The 16416-nt window shown below is 69.7% G+C and carries 14 protein-coding genes; 6 read left to right on the top strand and 8 right to left on the bottom strand.

Annotation, left to right across the window (positions count from 1 at the left end):
* Window positions 1–254 precede the first annotated feature (254 nt).
* From NRB20_RS01055 to NRB20_RS01035, 5 genes are all read left to right on the top strand, one after another.
* A complete protein-coding gene (locus NRB20_RS01055) occupies window positions 255–1895 on the top strand; it encodes a hotdog family protein (protein WP_319944283.1) in 1641 nt (546 codons plus the stop codon).
* A gap of 88 nt (window positions 1896–1983) precedes the next feature.
* Window positions 1984–3552: a PfaD family polyunsaturated fatty acid/polyketide biosynthesis protein gene (locus NRB20_RS01050; protein ID WP_153407290.1), complete on the top strand. Its 1569-nt coding sequence runs from the start codon at window positions 1984–1986 to the stop codon at window positions 3550–3552.
* Entirely contained in the window at window positions 3549–5528 is a 1980-nt protein-coding gene (accD, locus tag NRB20_RS01045; protein WP_153407289.1) for an acetyl-CoA carboxylase, carboxyltransferase subunit beta, read from the top strand. The genes NRB20_RS01050 and accD overlap by 4 nt, the downstream gene beginning before the upstream one ends.
* Before the next feature lie 14 nt (window positions 5529–5542).
* Complete coding sequence (locus NRB20_RS01040) at window positions 5543–6061, top strand: acetyl-CoA carboxylase biotin carboxyl carrier protein (protein WP_227833097.1); 519 nt, start codon at window positions 5543–5545, stop codon at window positions 6059–6061.
* Window positions 6058–7431, top strand: a complete 1374-nt coding sequence (locus NRB20_RS01035) for an acetyl-CoA carboxylase biotin carboxylase subunit (protein ID WP_319944282.1) — start codon at window positions 6058–6060, stop codon at window positions 7429–7431. The genes NRB20_RS01040 and NRB20_RS01035 overlap by 4 nt, the downstream gene beginning before the upstream one ends.
* 75 nt (window positions 7432–7506) lie before the next feature.
* Here the strand turns inward: NRB20_RS01035 and NRB20_RS01030 are convergent, their stop codons facing one another.
* Genes NRB20_RS01030 through NRB20_RS00995 form a run of 8 tightly spaced genes read right to left on the bottom strand, consistent with a single transcriptional unit; the run spans window position 7507 to window position 15278 of the window.
* Complete coding sequence (locus NRB20_RS01030) at window positions 7507–8322, bottom strand: carbohydrate ABC transporter permease (protein ID WP_153407288.1); 816 nt, start codon at window positions 8320–8322, stop codon at window positions 7507–7509.
* Window positions 8312–9265: a carbohydrate ABC transporter permease gene (locus tag NRB20_RS01025; RefSeq protein WP_153407287.1), complete on the bottom strand. Its 954-nt coding sequence runs from the start codon at window positions 9263–9265 to the stop codon at window positions 8312–8314. The genes NRB20_RS01030 and NRB20_RS01025 overlap by 11 nt, the downstream gene beginning before the upstream one ends.
* The gene (locus tag NRB20_RS01020) at window positions 9265–10119 is read right to left on the bottom strand and encodes a metallophosphoesterase (protein WP_153407286.1); all 855 of its coding nucleotides are present in this window, start codon (window positions 10117–10119) and stop codon (window positions 9265–9267) included. The genes NRB20_RS01025 and NRB20_RS01020 overlap by 1 nt, the downstream gene beginning before the upstream one ends.
* Complete coding sequence (locus NRB20_RS01015) at window positions 10116–11492, bottom strand: ABC transporter substrate-binding protein (RefSeq protein ID WP_319944281.1); 1377 nt, start codon at window positions 11490–11492, stop codon at window positions 10116–10118. The genes NRB20_RS01020 and NRB20_RS01015 overlap by 4 nt, the downstream gene beginning before the upstream one ends.
* 30 nt (window positions 11493–11522) lie before the next feature.
* Entirely contained in the window at window positions 11523–12665 is a 1143-nt protein-coding gene (locus NRB20_RS01010; RefSeq protein ID WP_319944280.1) for an ABC transporter ATP-binding protein, read from the bottom strand.
* Complete coding sequence (locus NRB20_RS01005) at window positions 12666–13571, bottom strand: alpha/beta hydrolase family protein (protein ID WP_153407284.1); 906 nt, start codon at window positions 13569–13571, stop codon at window positions 12666–12668.
* Complete coding sequence (locus NRB20_RS01000; protein ID WP_153407283.1) at window positions 13568–14092, bottom strand: YiiD C-terminal domain-containing protein; 525 nt, start codon at window positions 14090–14092, stop codon at window positions 13568–13570. Before NRB20_RS01000 ends, NRB20_RS01005 begins: the two co-directional genes overlap by 4 nt.
* A 25-nt stretch (window positions 14093–14117) precedes the next feature.
* The gene (locus NRB20_RS00995) at window positions 14118–15278 is read right to left on the bottom strand and encodes an acyl-CoA dehydrogenase family protein (protein WP_153407282.1); all 1161 of its coding nucleotides are present in this window, start codon (window positions 15276–15278) and stop codon (window positions 14118–14120) included.
* 147 nt (window positions 15279–15425) lie between these two features.
* On the opposite strand from NRB20_RS00995, the gene NRB20_RS00990 reads away from it, so the two are divergent.
* The gene (locus tag NRB20_RS00990; protein WP_153407281.1) at window positions 15426–16358 is read left to right on the top strand and encodes a PDR/VanB family oxidoreductase; all 933 of its coding nucleotides are present in this window, start codon (window positions 15426–15428) and stop codon (window positions 16356–16358) included.
* The last annotated feature ends 58 nt before the right edge of the window (window positions 16359–16416 follow it).

The raw sequence follows: 16416 nt of genomic DNA, 5'->3' as shown, positions 1-16416 counted from the left end.
GGATCGTGACGGGAGTATCTGCGCCGAATGAAGGGCTGGAATCGGCTGGAGCGGAGGCGATCCCAACACGTGGGATGCCGCTCGGGTCGACGGCAGCGACTCACTCGATCGGGACGGCGGCACCCACGGCAGCGGGGACAGCGCCGCTGGTGTCGGACGTGACGGCGGGGTCGGCATTGGGCGGGGCGGCGGCACCGATGCCGGCCGGGCCGCATGCGTCTACAGCCGGACTTACCGCAGGTATGGCGGCCGGCGTGTCGATCGCCGCCGAGGACGCCTTCAAACCGCTGGCTCGTTCCGCACGCACCACTCTCGACCGGACTGCGCTCGAGCAACTCACCCGAGGCGAGGTGACCGAGGTGTTCGGTCCGGCATACCGGCGGGCGGGCACGGTGTCGGCGGTTCGCCTGGCCGCCGCGCAGCCGTTGGTCCTGACGCGGGTCGAGGCGTTGGAATTGCGCGGTGGTAACGGAAAAGGTCGGCTGGCAGCCGAATTCGAGGGTGATGTGCGGGCGGCGGCGGTACAGGCCGCCGAGGTGTTCGCGATCTTCACGGGTATGCACCTGTGCCTGTCCGGCTGCACGCTGACCGCCGTGGTCGAGGGTGTGGACGGCACGGGCGCGGGGCGGATCGAACTGGTCGTCGGTGATGTCGACCTGATTCCCCGGCCGCACGTGGAGGCCATCGCGCACACCGCCGCCGGAACACTCACGGTGACGGTGACGGCCGGGGAACCCACCGGTGCCGGAGTAGGTCCGGGTGCGGTCTCAACGGGCTTGCTGCTCAACGAATTTCACATGGTGCACCTCTCGCGTGGCGATCAGGCCATCGCGATGGGCCCGGAATTCGCGGAGTACACCGGGGTCCGTGCGACCCGGCTGCCGACCGGTGGACTGCTGCTGGTGGACCGGGTGATCACTTCCGACGGCGCCCGCGGCGTCCTCGAGGGCGTCTCCTACACCAGCGAATACGACTCACCGGCCGATTCCTGGTACTACGGCGACACCGCCAACGATTCCATGCCGCACTTCGTCTACATGGAGACCTCATTGCAGGCGGCGCTGCTGATGGGCTACTACGCCGGTCCGACGCTGACCCAGCCGGGCACCACGCTGAGCCTGCGCAACCTCGGCGGCAGCGCACGGGTACTGCGCCGGATCGACCTGCGGGACAAGACGATTCAGCAATTCTCGCGCCTGCTGTCGACCACGCTGCTGCCCGGATCCTCATTGCAGACCTTCGACTACACGCTCGCGGTCGACGGCGAGCCGTTCTATGTCGGCGAGACCATGTTCGGCTACTTCAGCGACGAGGCCCTGGCCAATCAGACCGGCCTCGACGCGGGCCGCTCGGTGCCCAGCTGGCGGGCCGAACATCCGCGGGTTCCGGCCCGGGTGATCGACGTGGCCGCGCGCCGCGCCGATCCGGCCGCACCGCTGTGCGCCCGCGATACGCTGGCGCTTATCGACCGTGTCGAGGTGATCGACGACGGCGGCAGATATCAGGCCGGGTACCTGCACTCGCTACGCGAGATCGACGGCACAGATTGGTATTTCGCGCGTCACTTCCATCTCGATCCGGTGATTCCGGGCTCGCTCGGGGTGGAGTCGGTGATCCACGCGGTGCAGGCGTGGATGCTCGACGCGGGATTCGCGGCGGGGATGACCGATCCGGTGTTCCGCATTCCGTGCGGTATCGAATTCTCCTGGCGTTATCGCGGACAGTTCCTGCCCAGCGACGGCACCGTGGAACTCGAGGCGCACATCAAGCAGGTGTGCCGGGAAACGCACACCGTCACCGTGGTGGTGGACGGTTCGCTGTGGAAGCCGGGCCTGCGCATCTACGAACTCACCGATCTCGCAATCGAACTCGCCGACCGGGCGGTGCTGCCGTGAGCGTCGCCATGCGGTCGGGCGCGCGCGGCCACAGTCCCCACGGGCGGAGAAAACCGGCATCCGGTGCCGGAGGCAGGACGGAACGGCCATGACGACCTTCGGGACTCCCGCGCTCGCCGAGAGCGAGGCGGACATCTCGGCGATACTGCTGGATCTGGCGATACCCTGCTGGGTGGTCCGGCACGAGGGCCGGACCGGGGTGACCTCCTCCCAGGCGCTGGCGGTGCGCTCGCAGATCCTCACTGCCGTCGGCCCACTGCCGCCGGAACGGCTGGGCGACAGTGCCTTCCGGGCGGCACACGGCGTGCGCGCCGCCTACGCCGCGGGCGCGATGGCCAACGGGATCGCCTCGCCCGCCCTGGTGGCCGCCATGTCGCGGGCGGGATATCTGGCCTCCTACGGCGCGGCCGGGGTGACACCGGCGGTGGTGGACGCCGCGCTGGGCGAACTCGGCCGCACGCTGTCCGGAAATCCGTTCGCCTGCAATCTGATTCACAGCCCCTCCGAACCCGCGCTGGAACGCGCCATCGTCGATGCCTGCCTGCGGCACGGCGTGCGGTGCGTGGAGGCGTCGGCGTTCATGGACCTCACCACCGAGGTGGTGCGGTACCGCGCGGCCGGGCTCGCGGTGGACCGGCAGGGCAATATCGAACGCCGACATCGGTTGATAGCCAAGGTATCCCGGGTGGAGGTCGCCGAACTGTTCCTGCGGCCCGCCCCCGCGCGGCTGCTCGCGGTCCTCACCGAACGCGGTGAGATCACCGCCGAGCAGGCCCGGCTGGCCGCGCGGATTCCGATGGCCGACGACATCACCGCCGAGGCCGATTCCGGCGGACACACCGACCGCCGCCCGCTCACGGTGCTGTTCCCGGAGATCGTCGCGGCCCGCGACCGGATCGCCCGCGACCTGCCCGACGTGGCGGCGGTGCGGATCGGCGTGGGCGGCGGGATCGGCACCCCGGACGCGGTCGCCGCGGCCTTCGCGCTCGGCGCGGCCTACGTGGTGACCGGCTCGGTGAACCAGTCCTGCCGCGAGGCCGCGCAGTGCGACCACACCAAGAAGCTCTTGGCCGCAGCCGAATTCGCGGACTGCACGATGGCCCCGTCCTCGGACATGTTCGAGCTCGGGGTACAGGTGCAGGTGCTGCGCCGGGGCACCATGTTCGCCGCCCGCGCGCAGCGGCTCTACGACCTGTACCGGGCGTACGGCGGACTCGACGACATTCCCGCCGAGCAGCGGTCGGACCTGGAGCGGACCGTGCTGCGCCGGCCGGTGGACGATATCTGGCGCGACTGCGTCGAATTCTTCACCGAGCGCGATCCGGCGCAGCTGGCCGGCGCCGCGCAGGACCCGAAACACCGGATGGCCCTGGTGTTCCGGTGGTATCTCGGGCTGTCGTCGGGGTGGAGCATCCGCGGCGAGGCCGACCGCGCCGCGGACTATCAGATCTGGTGCGGCCCGGCGATGGGCGCGTTCAACACCTGGGTGGCGGGCACCTACCTGGCCGCCCCCAGCCACCGCTACGTCGCGGATGTCGCCGACGAATTGATGTGCGGCGCGGCGTACCTCACCCGCGTGGCCCAGCTGCGGACCGCCGGGGTCCGGCTGCCCGCGGCCTGCACCCGCTACGTGCCTCGGCCTCTGGAGGATCGATGACCATACTCGAGACCCGCCCGGCCACATCCAACGCCTGGATGCGGTGCCCCGGTTGCGGCGACATGATCTACCGCAAGCGTTACGACCGCGCCGACCGGGTGTGCCCGGAGTGCGACAGCCACGGCCCGCTCACCGCCGACGAGCGCATCGCCCTGCTGCTGGACGCGGATTCCGCCGAGCAGATCGTGACCGCGCCGACGATCCCGGATCCGTTGCGGTTCACCGACACTCGCGACTATCCCGCACGGCTGGCCGACGCCCGGCGACGCACCGGGATGTCGGATGCGGCCCGCTGTGTGCGCGGCCGGATGGGCGGCGTCCCGGTCGTACTGGTCGTGCTGGACTTCCGCTTCTTCGGCGGCAGCCTGGGCGCGGCGGTGGGGGAGGCGGTGACCACGGCCGCCGAGACCGCGCTCGCCGACCGCGCCCCGCTCGTCATCGTCAGCGCCTCCGGCGGCGCCCGGATGCAGGAGGGCATCCTGGCGCTCATGCAGATGGCCAAGACCAGCCACGCACTACAGCGGCTGGACGAGGCCGGAGTACTGACCGTCTCGGTCGTCACCGACCCCACCTACGGCGGCGTGGCGGCCTCCTTCGCCACCTCCACCGACATCATCATCGCGGAACCCGGTGCGCGCCTGGGCTTCGCGGGGCCCCGGGTGATCGCCCAAACCATCGGCGAAACCCTGCCCGAAGGCTTCCAAACCGCCGAATTCCTCCTCGCCCACGGCTGCATAGACCTCATCTGCCACCGCAACACCCTCCGCGACCGGCTCACCCGCCTGGTCGCGACGACCGTCCGTGAAGCGGCGGAAGATATTGCAGCACAGTCAAATATGTCGACCACGATGGGCTTCTGTGAGTCCTCGGTGAACGTGTCGCCCGATACGTCGGCGCAGCCGGGCTCCTCGGCGGAGATGCCCGGAGAGCCACGGGCGACCATTGCGGTCGGCATGCAGGCCGAGCCGGGTTCGGAGGTTGCGGCAGGCTTTCACGATGACGTTGTGGTGCAACCGGACTCGTCGGGTGCACGCGACATGGTGGAGCAGTTCGGTCGGCTGGGTGAGATGCCCGAGGACGAGTCGGCCGATGCGTCGCGGCAGCCCGATCCGCTCGTGGTGACCGATCCTGACTCGGTGGCCGAACGGGATCCCTGGGAATGTGTGAGGGCCGCACGGGAATTGGGCCGGCCGACGACATTGGACTACCTTGCCGGTGCCTTCGATGAATTCATCGAACTGCACGGGGATCGGCTCGCCGCCGACTGCCCGGCATTGATCGCGGGCCTGGCGCGGCTGGACGGTAAGCCGGTGGTCGCCATCGGCACCCAGAAGGGCCACACCGCAGCCGAATTGACCCGGCACAACTACGGGATGCCCACTCCGGCGGGGTATCGCAAAGCGGCGCGACTCGCGCGGCTGGCGGCCAAGCTGGAGTTGCCGGTGGTCACCCTGATCGACACCGCCGGTGCCTATCCGGGCGTGGCCGCGGAGGAGAACGGTCAGGCGGTGGCCATCGCCGAGTCCCTCAAACTCTTTGCCGGACTTGATGTCCCGGTGGTGGCCGTGATCACCGGTGAAGGCGGCAGCGGTGGGGCGCTGGCGCTCGGCGTGGCCGATCGGGTGCTGGTGTGCGAGAACGCCGTCTACTCGGTGATCAGTCCGGAAGGGTGCGCGTCGATCCTGTGGAAGGACGCCGCCGCTGCCCCGCGTGCGGCCCGCGCGCTGCGGGTGGACTCCGGATCACTGCTGCGGTTGGGCGTCGCCGACGCCGTACTGCTCGAACCGCCCGGCGGCGCGCACCGCGATCCGGTCGCGATGATCGGCCGGGTGCGCACCGCGGTCACCCGGATGCTGTCCACCTTGCGCGCGCTTTCGCCCGACGAGCTGTCCGAGGCCCGCTACCAGCGCTTCCGCGCCTTCGGCCGCGTGAGTGCCGACGGGCCGGACGCCACCACCACGACCCCTGACGCGTAACCCGAGGAGATGCGATGACCGACACCGTCACCACCGAGACCATCGGCCGCGCCGTGGACGCGACCGCCGCCGACCGCACCCTCACCGTGCTCACCCGGCACGCCCTGGGCGTGCGCTCGGCCTCCACCGCCACCTCCGTGACCGTCGCGAACGGCCCGGTCTCGCTGCGGATCAGCTGGGACGCGGATACGGCGACCGAGCCGAATGCCACACCGCCCGCCGGGACCGTGCCGCAGCCCGCGCTCGCCACCGCCGAACCGGCGCACGTCGAGACCACCAGCCCCGCAGACACATTCACCATCACCACCGAAACCGTCGGCGTCTTCTACCGCGCCACCGAGCCCGGCGCGGACCCGTTCGTCAGCGAGGGCGATCCGGTGCGCGTGGGCCAGCAGGTCGGCATCGTCGAGGCGATGAAGCTGATGATCCCGGTGATCGCCGAGCAGGAGGGCCGGGTGGTGCGGTTCCTGGCCGAGAACGGCGACGCCGTCGAACACGGTCAGGGCCTACTGGTCCTCGAGGTGGTGCGGTGACCGCCCGCCCGATCGGCAAGCTGCTGGTCGCCAATCGCGGCGAGATCGCGGTGCGGATCATCCGCACCTGCGCCGAACTCGGAATCCCCACGGTCGCAGCGTATTCCGCCGCCGACCGGGACAGCGCCGCGGTGCGGCTGGCCGACGAACGCATTCGCATCGGCCCCGGCCCCGCCAAACGCAGCTACCTCTACATCCCGGCGATCATCGAGGCGGCCCGCGCCACCGGGGCCGACGCCATCCACCCGGGCTACGGATTCCTTTCGGAGAACCCGGATTTCGCGGAGGTGTGCGAGAGCGAGGGGCTGGTCTTCGTGGGCGCACCGGCCCCGGTGATGGCCGAACTGGGCGACAAGTCCAGCGCCCGCGCGTTGATGACGGCGGCCGGACTGCCCCTGCTGCCCGGCAGCCGCGACCCGATCGACGCGGTCGAGGACGCCGAGGCGCTGGCCGACGAGATCGGCTATCCGGTGATCATCAAGGCCGTCGCGGGCGGCGGCGGCCGCGGTATGCGGGTGGTGCGCGACCACGCCGATTTCGCCGCGGCCTGGCAGGAGACCAGGGCCAATGCCGCCGCAGTCTTCGGCGACGGCCGCCTGTACGTCGAGCGTTACCTGGACTCCGCGCGGCACGTGGAGGCGCAGATCCTCGCCGACACCCACGGCACCGTCGTACATCTGGGCCTGCGCGACTGCTCCCTGCAACGCCGCCACCAGAAACTCGTCGAGGAGTCACCCGCGCCGGGCCTGTCCCCGGAACTCGTCGAGCGCATCGGCGCGACGGCCGTGCGCGGCGCCGAGGCGGTCGGCTACGTCGGCGCGGGCACCTTCGAATTCCTGCTCGCCCCCGACGGCCGGTTCTACTTCATGGAGGTGAATTGCCGTCTGCAAGTGGAACATCCGGTCACCGAGATGGTCACCGGCCTGGATCTGGTTGCCGAACAGCTGCGCATAGCGGCGGGGGAGCGCCTGTCGATCCCGCCCGCTGCGGCCCACCCGAACGGCGTGTCGATCGAATGCCGGATCAACGCGGAGGACCCGCGCCGCGAATTCGCCCCGGCCCCGGGCACTCTCACCGAATGTGTGCTGCCCGGCGGCCCGTTCGTGCGGGTGGACACCCATATCGAGACCGGGTATTCGATTCCGCCGCACTATGATTCGCTGCTGGCGAAGATCGTGGTGTGGGCCCCGACCCGGGACGCGGCCATCGCGCGCATGCGACGTGCGCTGGCGGAGACCAGGATCGACGGCCGCGGCGTCGCCACCACCACCGAATTCCTGCACGACATCCTCGACCATCCCCGCTTCCGGGCGGGCGAACACGACACCGCGCTCATCGGCTCGCTCACCACGCCGGTCGCGACGCGCTGAGACCGAACGAATCGGGGCCGGTCCGGGAATCTCCCGGACCGGCCCCGATTCCGTTGTCCCCGTACGTGATCCGCGCTATTTCAACCCGGACCGCACGAAGGCGTTGACGATCTGCCGCTGCAACACCAGATACAGCACCATCACCGGCAGACACGCCAGACTGGCCACCGCCATCATCGGCCCCCACTGATCCTGCTCGGCACTGCTGAGGAAACTCCGCAGGCCCAGCTGCAACACCCCGTTGGACTTGCGCAGCACCACCGCGGGCCAGAAATACTCGTTCCACTCGTTGATGAACAGCAGAATCGCCAGCGCGGCCAGCGCGGGCCGCAGATTCGGCACCACCACGGTCCACAGGATCGACCAGGACGAGCGCCCGTCCATCTTCGCCGCCGCCACCAACTCCTTCGGAAACGCCGCCAGATGCTGCCGCAGCAGCAGCACCGCCAATGCCGAACACAATGTCGGCAGCACCACGCCGACCAGCGTGTTCAGCAACCCCAGCTGATTGAGCAGGATGTAGTTGGGCAGCATGGTCACCTGGAACGGCACCAGCCAGGTCCCGACGAACGCCAGGTACAAGATCCGTTGCAGCGGAAAGGTGTACATGGTGAACGCGTACGAGGCCAGCAGCGCCACCAGCAGTTGCCCGGCCGCGGACAGCGCGGCGATGAAGAACGTATTCCCGATCAGCCCGAGCACATCGACCTGACGAGCGGCATCGAGGTAGTTCGCCGTGGACAGCGGCCAGGGGATCGGCGACAGCGACCACACGTCCTGCGGCCGCCGCAACGCCGTGGCGAACAACCAGTAGATCGGGAACGCGCACAGCAGCGCCGTCACCGCCAGCAGCAGATGGCTGCCGGCGCCGCGCAGGCGGTCAATCATCATGGAAGGACACCCTTTCCGAGACCCACACCAGCACCCCGGCCACCATCCCGAACCCGAGGAACAGCAGCACCCCCGCCGCCGCGCTGAGCCCGGCGTCGAAACTGTGGAAGGCGTAGTCCCACAACAGGTAATAGATATTCGTGGTGGACTGCGTCGGCCCGCCCTGGGTGAGGGTGTCGATCAGCGGGAAGGTCAGCACCGGGCTGAGCAGCACCGTGGTCAACGTCAGGAACAGCAGCGTCGGCGTCAGCAGCGGCAGGGTGATCCAGCGCAGGATCTGCCCGGGCCGCGCGCCGTCCACCCGGGCCGCCTCGTCGTAATCCCCACTGATACCGGCGAATCCGGCCCACACCACCAGTACCGCGAACCCCAGCAATTGCCAGCCGGTGATCACGATGATCACCCACGGCGCACTGGACGGCTCGTACACCCAGTTGCGATTCGACCCCAGCGCCCGATCCACCGCGCCGCTGCCGGGATTGAGCAGCCAGCGCCACACCGCGGCGGCCGCGACCGGCGCGACCAGGAACGGCGCGAAGACGAATGCCTGGTAGACGGTGCGCGCCCGCTCGGACACCCGCCGCGCGGCCAGCGCGAGCAGCAGCGGCAGCACCACCGTGAACGGCAGCAGCCCGAGAATGAGCACGGCGGTGCGCCCGATGGAGTCGGTGAACGACGGAAGATCCAGCAGCCGACGGTAATTCGACATCCCCACCGCCTCGGCCGGTGAGGTGGGCAGCAGATTCCACGAGTACGTCGAGAGCTGCACCGCCTGCACCAGCGGCCGATAGGTCCACACCACCAGCAGCACCAGCGCCGGCGCCAGGTACAGATACGGCACGGCGCGCCGCCCCGCCCGGCGAAGGGCAGAGCGGCGCGCCGGAACCGACTGGGCCGCAACAGTTTCGGGTTGCGACTCGGCGGTGGTGTCGATGACCAGCATCACTGCTGTTCGGCGGCCGACGCCGCCAGCTGAGCGAGTATCTCGGACTGCGGCCGGTCGTAGACCACCGACACCGGAGTCGCCTCCACCGCCGTGGCCACGAACGCCGAACCCACCACATCGATGCGGCTGTAACCGAATCCGCTGATGCCGCGGTGCCGTCCTTCCGGCGCCATCGGGTCGAGCCGATAGGCCACCGCCGGTCCCAACCACACCGGGATCCCGGCCAGCGACGAGGCCGCCGTGAAGTGGTTGTGCCCGCACACGATCATCCGCACGTCGGTGCCGACGACGACCGCCGCCAGTTCCTCGGCCCGCTGGAGTTTGAGCACCTCGGCCGCCGGATTCGCGGACGGAATCGGCGGATGATGCAGCACCAGCAACGTGCCGCGCGGCGCGGGCGTGCTCAATTGCGCTGCGAGCCACTCCAATTGGTCCGCGTCGAGATGGCCGTTGTGGCAACCCTGGCTCGAGCTGTCCAGCGCGACGATCCGCAACCCCTCGACCATGACGACCGAATCGTGCGGCTGCTCCGGATCCAGGCCCTCGGCGTCCATACCGAGCAACTCCACGCCGAACGCGACCCGCTCGTCGTGATTGCCCATGGCGTAGACGACCGCCGCGCCGAGTTCGGCCGCCACCGGTTCCACGGCCGCGGCCAGCCGCCGGTACGCCTCGGGCGACCCGTTGTCGGTGAGATCGCCGGACAACACCAGCGCGTCGATTCGTGTCCCGTTGCGCAACCCGTCCAGCACGACGTTCAGATTCGCCATCGTGTCGACGCAGCCGTGCAGCAGTTCCCCGGCGGCGCGGATGTGGGTGTCGGTCAGCTGGATGATGGTGAGCGTGTTCATGACGCGGGCAGCAGTCGTGCACCGGCCTGCTGGGCGGTGCTGAGGGTGGAGCGGGCGTCCTTGCCCTGGAACACCACCGATTCGACGGCGTCCATCATGTTGTCCCGGATCTGGAGATAGTTGGCGCCCGGCATGGACACCCACGGCTCCATCCGCTCGAGCTGCGCGACGTTCGGCGTGACCAGCGGGTTCTGCTCGGCCCAGGGCCGCAGGCCGTCGGGGTCGTCGAGCAGGCCGGTGCGCAGCGGCAGGTAGCCGATGCCCTTGGAGATCATGGTGAACGCCTCCGGACTGGTGAGGAACTTGATCAACTCCCACGCGGCGCGCTGCTTGGCCGGGTCGTTGGACAGAATGTGCAGTCCCGCACCGGAATTCGTGGGGACCGTGGGCTTGCCGTCGAAGCTGGGCATTTGCGCGTCGCGCAGATCCCACTTGCCCTTCGCGCCCTTCTCGAACACGCCCTGCACCGAACTGGTCTCCAGGATCATCCCGACGTCACCGCGCGCGAAACCCTCGTAACCCTGCTTCTGGTCGAGCTTGGGCATCACGCCGCTCGCGACCAGCTGCTGCCCGAACTGCGCGACCTGCACCGCGGGCGCGTCGGCGTAGGTGAGCGTCTTGCGATCCGCGGAGATCACCCGGCCGCCGTTGGAGCGGACCATCGACTGGAAGCACCAGTCCTTCGCGGTCTTGGTCAGGCAGTCGATGTAGACCCCGCCCTTACCGGTCTTGTCCACGATGGCGCGCGCGGCGTCGGAGACCTGCTGCCAGGTGGTCGGCGGCGTGGCCGGATCCAGTCCGGCCTGCTGGAACAGCGAGGCGTTGTAGTACAGCACCGGCGTGGAGAACACGAACGGGACTCCGTAGGTGTGCCCGTCCCAGTCGTCGAGCGTGCGGGCGCGCGCCGCGTAGGGGTACTTCGGTCCGTCGAACTCGGCCTGCACCTCCTGCTTGCCGACCAGTTCGTCCAGCGGCTTGGCGCCCAGCTGGTGGATGGTGAAATCCAGGTCGCTGAAACCCAATTGGGCGACGTCCGGCGGGGTGCCCGCGGCCATCTGGTTCTGGATGCTGGAGATGGTGTCGGTCGCCGGGTTGGGGCTGTTGCCCTGCGGCTTCTGCGCGGTGACCTTGATATTCGGATGTTCCTTGGAGAACGCGGCGATCAGCGCGTTGAAGGTGTCGGTCCACGATCCGGCCAGGCCGTAGTTGTAGGACTCGAACACGATCGACACCTGCTGATCCGGCTTCAGCTGCGGGATCTGCGCGACGCTCGTCGCGGTGGTGCCTCCGGTGGTGCCGCCGATACCACCGCAGGCGCTCAATGCCAGGGTGCAGGCGAGTACCAGGCCCAGGACGGGCATGGTGCGTTTCACGGTTTCTCTCCTCATCGAGTGGTGGCTGAGTCAGGGGACCGGCACGACGGGACGGGCGTCCTCGGGTGCGGCCGGGATCTCGGACTGCTGCGGGCGCAGTCGCAGTCCGGATTCGGGATCGAACAGGTGGATGCGGTCGGGCGCGACCCGGGCGCCGATCTGCGCGCCGACCGCGACTCCGGCCGGACGCGCGACCCGCGCGCACAGCGACAGCTCGCCGATCGAGAAGTGCACCAGCTCTTCGCTGCCCAGATTCTCGACCATGGTCACGGTGCCGCGGATGTCGGTGGCGTCGGCGTCCAGGAGCAGATGTTCCGGACGGACGCCCGCGACGACCGGTTGCTCGTCGGTGTCCGGGTCGTCCTCCGACGCGAAAATGCCCAGGGCGGTGTCGATTCCGTCGGCGATCACCCGCAACTCGCCGTCGCGCTCGCGCGCCACGGCGGGAAACAGATTCATCGGCGGCGACCCCAGGAATCCGGCCACGAAGACCGACCGCGGCCGGTCGTACAGCTCCTCGGGCGCGCCCACCTGCTCGACCCGGCCCGCGTTCAGCAGCGCGATCCGGGTCGCCATCGTCATCGCCTCGACCTGGTCGTGCGTGACGTACAGGAAGGTCGCCCCGAGCCGCCGATGCAGCGCGATCAGTTCGGCGCGGGTGGCGCTGCGCAGTTTGGCGTCCAGATTCGAGAGCGGTTCGTCCATCAGGAACGCGCCAGGATCGCGAACCATGGCCCGCGCCAACGCGACTCGCTGCCGCTGGCCACCGGACAGCGCGGCCGGGCGGCGACCCAGCAACTCGTCCAGTTGCAGCGTGGCGGCCACCTCGGCGACCCGCTCGCGGATCCACGCCCGCCGCCGCCGACGGGCCCGCAGCGGGAACGCGATGTTCTGCGCGACGGTCAGGTGCGGATACAGCGCGTAACTCTGGAACACCATCGCCAGATCCCGGCGTTGCGCCGGGGCGTCGGTGATATCGTTGCCGTCCAACAGGATTCGACCCGAACTGGGTTCCTCCAGTCCCGCGATCATGCGCAGCAGCGTCGATTTACCGCATCCGCTGGGGCCGAGCAGCACCAGGAATTCACCGTCCGCGATGTCCAGGCTCACCTCGTCCACGGCGGAGGTGCCGCCGAACCGCTTGGAAACCGCCTCGAGGCGTAGTCCGGCCACCTAACGCTCCTCGGGCTCGGGCACGGTCCCGGACGAAATCCATTGCGCCACACCGGCCGCGATCGCGGGCGCATCCTTGATCCAGGCGAAGTGATCGCGGTGCACGACCGCCGAGCGCTCGTCCAGATGCCAGCTGGTCACCCGCGCGGACGGCATCCGCGACACCAGGAAGTCCACATTGGATTTCGGGCCGAGCGAATCCTCCGACAGTGAGATCGCCAGCACCGGCAGCCGCATCGCGGCCAGCAGCGTGTTGTACCGGCGACGGGTGCCGCGCGGGCGGTAGTAGCTGGTCAGCGAGTGCAGCGACCAGTCCCGCATGACGCCCCCGGCCATCGGCGCCGGGATCAGCACACCACCGGGCCAGTGCCCCTTGACCCGCGCCACCAGCCCGATCCACTGGATCCGGCTCAATGCCTCGAACCAGCGGCGGATGCCGAACGCCCACCAGAACACGGTGCCGGTGCCGATCACGGCCACCCCGGCCACGCGCTCGGGTTCGGCCGCGGCGAACAGCAGCGCGACCTGACCGCCCAGGCTGTGCCCGAACAGCCGCAGCGGTGCGTCCGGAAAACGCCGCTCGACCGCCGAGACGACGGCGGGCATATCGACCTCGAGCAACTCCCGGTAACCGAAGTCGGCGTGCTCACCGAACGGCGGCCGGGCCTCGCCCTGGGCCCGCAGATCGCAGGTCGCCACCGAAAGTCCCTGTGCGTGCAGCGCTTTCGCGAGGAAGAAATACGCCTTGGCCTTCATCGCCATGGCCGGCAGCAGCAGCACCACGGGCGCGTCGGCGCGTTCGGCGGGCAGCCAGCGCAGCGTGAACTCCACCCCGTCCGCACTGGTCACGGTGGTGGATTCCAGAGTGCCGAAGCCGGAACGGGATTCGGGGGTGGCGGTGGTCATGACCGGCCCTCGCCGAGGGTGACGTCCACGACGTAGTCGAAGGTGAATTTCGCGACCACCACGTCGTTGTCGTCCCGCAGCAATGCCTTGACGCCCAGTTCGAAACGTGCGGACCGCTCGGCGGCCAGCATGTCGGCCAACTCGCGCTGATCCACCGTGGCGATCGCGCGGATCCGGCCCACGGCGGGCTTGCGGTAGGAGGCGGTGCCGCCGCGCAGCACCAGCCGCTCGACGATGGTCAGCCGGGTCGCGGCCGCGCCCACGAACGCCGCCGCGCCCGCGATATCCGCGGCGGTGAACAGCGCGCCCGCGTGCACGGTGCCCATGTGGTTGCGGGCGTGGTCGATCGCGGGGATCTCCACGACGGCCTGGTCAGGGCTGATCTCGGTGATCAGGGTGCCCACGTGCCGACCGAAGGGCACCATGTCCTGCGACGCCGCGCGCAGGTATTCGTAATCGACCGCGGCCGGGTCGAGGTCGGGATAGGCGGCGGCGAATCCGCCGGTCACATGCGTGGTCATGAGGTTCTCCTGGGGTCGGCTCGGGTCAGCGGGGTCCGCGCAGGGCACGGCGGGCGATCGACCACCGCAGCACCTCCGACGGACCCTCGTAGATGCGGAATGCCCTGGCCTCCACCAGGAATCGGGCCACCAGGTGGTCCTCGCAGACGCCGAGTCCGCCGTGCAGCTGCACCGCGCGATCCAGCACCCGCCAGACCGCCTCGGAGACGAAGGTCTTGGCGATCGAGGTCTCGTGCCGGGCCTGTGCGGAGACCGCGCCCTCGGTGTCGATGGTGGTGGCCGCGGTGCGGATCAGGCCGCGCGCGGCGGCGATATCGATCTCGCTGTCCGCGATCAGCCCCTGGGCCAGGCCGTGTTCGGCGATCGGCGCGCCGAATGCGGTGCGGCGCACCACATGATCCACGGTCAGCTGCTGGGCTCGCACGGCCAGACCGAGCCAGTTCATGCAGAACGTCAGCCGCGAGGGCGCCAGGCGCACCGCGGCCAGTTCCAGTCCGTGCCCGACCGTGCCGAGCACCGCCGAGTCGGGGACCTCGCAGTCGGCGAATTCGACCTCGCAGTGGCCGCCGGGCGCGCTGCTGTGGTCCAGGGTCGGCATCCGGCGGCCGACGCGCAGTCCGGGATTGTCCCGGTCGACCAGGAACATGGTCGGACCGTCGGGGGTGCGGGCCACGCAGATGACGAAGGCCGCGCCCTGCGCGCCGGTGGTGAAGTGCTTGGCGCCGTTGATGATCCAGCCCGCGTCGGTCTCCTCGGCGACGGTGCGCAGCATCCGCGGATCCGAGCCCGCGCCGGGCGCCGGTTCGGTCATCGCGATCGCCGAGCGAACCTCACCGGAGGCCAGCGGCGCGAGATAACGCTCCCGTTGCTCGGCGTCGGCGACGTGGGCCAGCAGGTGGATGTTGCCGTCGTCGGGGGCCCAGGCGTTCACCGCGAGCGGGCCGATCAGACTGGCGCCGGCGGCCTCCAGCACCTGAGCCTGGGCGCGGGTGTCCAGGCCCAGACCGCCGTACTCGGGGGCGGACAGCGGGCCGAAGACGCCCGCCTCCTTGGCCTTCTTCTGCAGGTCCAGGCGGAGCGCGTCGTCCATGACGCGGCCGCCGACCACTATCTCGCGCTCGATCGGTATGACATGCTCTCGAACAAACTCGCTGGTCTTGTCGACCAGTTCCGTCACCGGGGTCATGCGCTCAGTGTCGGTCCGGTTCGTCCCGATACTCCGGACGATAGTCAATGCCGATCGGTCTAGAAGAGTCCGCGCAACCATCGTGCATCCGGTTCGCGCGTCGGCCACGGTGGTGGCGACGAACGACAGGGCCGAGGGGACTGCAGGATGACGGAGTTCGGGGTGCGGGTCCAGGCCCGCCGGGACGAGGCCGAGGGCGTGTTCGGCCTCGAGCTCGCCGCCACCGACGGCACGCCACTACCGGCCTGGTCACCGGGTGCGCACATCGATATCGGCGTGGGTTCGTACGGCGTGCGGCAGTATTCGCTGTGCGGGGATCCCGCCGATGCACGGTGCTGGCGGGTCGCGATTCTGCGCGAACCGGCCGGACGTGGCGGTTCGGAGCACCTGTTCCGGACCGCGCTGCCGGGCACGGAACTTCGGGTTTCGCTGCCGCGCAACAACTTCGAGCTGCTGGAGCGGCCGTCCTACGTATTCGTCGCGGGCGGCATCGGCATCACGCCGCTGCTGCCGATGGTCGCCGCCGCGGCCGCCGCGGGCGCGGACTGGACGCTCTACTACGGCGCGCGCAGCCGGGCGCACCTGGCCTTCACCGCCGAACTGGCCCGCCACGGCGACCGGGTGACGCTGGTGCCGCAGGATCGGGACGGTCTGCTGCCGATCGCGCGAATCATCGGCGCGGCCGGGGCCGCGGCGGTCTACTGCTGCGGCCCCGAACCCCTGCTGGCGGCGGTGGAGGATGCGGGCCGCGCGTCCGATGTCCCGGTGCACCTCGAACGATTCGCGCCGAAAGCGTTGTCGCACACTGAGAACCGCCCCTTCGAGGTGCGACTCTCGGGCAGCGGCGACACCTTCCGGATCGGGGCCGGGCAGTCGATCGCCGACGTGCTCGAGTCCGCCGGAATCCCGATCGTCACCTCGTGTCGCGAGGGCGCCTGCGGCAGTTGCGAAACCCCCGTCCTGTCCGGCGCGGTCGACCATCGCGACAGCGTGCTCACCGAGGCCGAGCGCGAGCGCGGCGACACCATGATGCTCTGCGTCTCCCGAGCCCACTCGCAGGTCCTGGTCCTGGATCTGTGACCGCGTCGTCACCACAGACGTGCGCGCAACCGCGCGCCGATCCGATTCGAAGAACAGC

Origin of the sequence: Nocardia macrotermitis, assembly GCF_009604405.1 — a bacterium.
Taxonomy (GTDB): Bacteria; Actinomycetota; Actinomycetes; order Mycobacteriales; family Mycobacteriaceae; genus Nocardia; species Nocardia macrotermitis.
Note: the sequence above shows the minus strand (reverse complement) of the source record. Positions and strands in the feature narration are given on the sequence as shown.

What these genes read in the sequence shown, in the direction of transcription:
- NRB20_RS01030 (WP_153407288.1), bottom strand. Translation starts at nt 8,322, where the DNA reads ATGATGATTGACCGCCTGCGCGGCGCCGGCAGCCATCTGCTGCTGGCG.
- NRB20_RS01040 (WP_227833097.1), top strand. Translation starts at nt 5,543, where the DNA reads ATGACCGACACCGTCACCACCGAGACCATCGGCCGCGCCGTGGACGCG.
- NRB20_RS01005 (WP_153407284.1), bottom strand. Translation starts at nt 13,571, where the DNA reads ATGACCACCGCCACCCCCGAATCCCGTTCCGGCTTCGGCACTCTGGAA.
- NRB20_RS01025 (WP_153407287.1), bottom strand. Translation starts at nt 9,265, where the DNA reads ATGCTGGTCATCGACACCACCGCCGAGTCGCAACCCGAAACTGTTGCG.
- NRB20_RS01050 (WP_153407290.1), top strand. Translation starts at nt 1,984, where the DNA reads ATGACGACCTTCGGGACTCCCGCGCTCGCCGAGAGCGAGGCGGACATC.
- accD (WP_153407289.1), top strand. Translation starts at nt 3,549, where the DNA reads ATGACCATACTCGAGACCCGCCCGGCCACATCCAACGCCTGGATGCGG.
- NRB20_RS00990 (WP_153407281.1), top strand. Translation starts at nt 15,426, where the DNA reads ATGACGGAGTTCGGGGTGCGGGTCCAGGCCCGCCGGGACGAGGCCGAG.
- NRB20_RS01020 (WP_153407286.1), bottom strand. Translation starts at nt 10,119, where the DNA reads ATGAACACGCTCACCATCATCCAGCTGACCGACACCCACATCCGCGCC.
- NRB20_RS01000 (WP_153407283.1), bottom strand. Translation starts at nt 14,092, where the DNA reads ATGACCACGCATGTGACCGGCGGATTCGCCGCCGCCTATCCCGACCTC.
- NRB20_RS00995 (WP_153407282.1), bottom strand. Translation starts at nt 15,278, where the DNA reads ATGACCCCGGTGACGGAACTGGTCGACAAGACCAGCGAGTTTGTTCGA.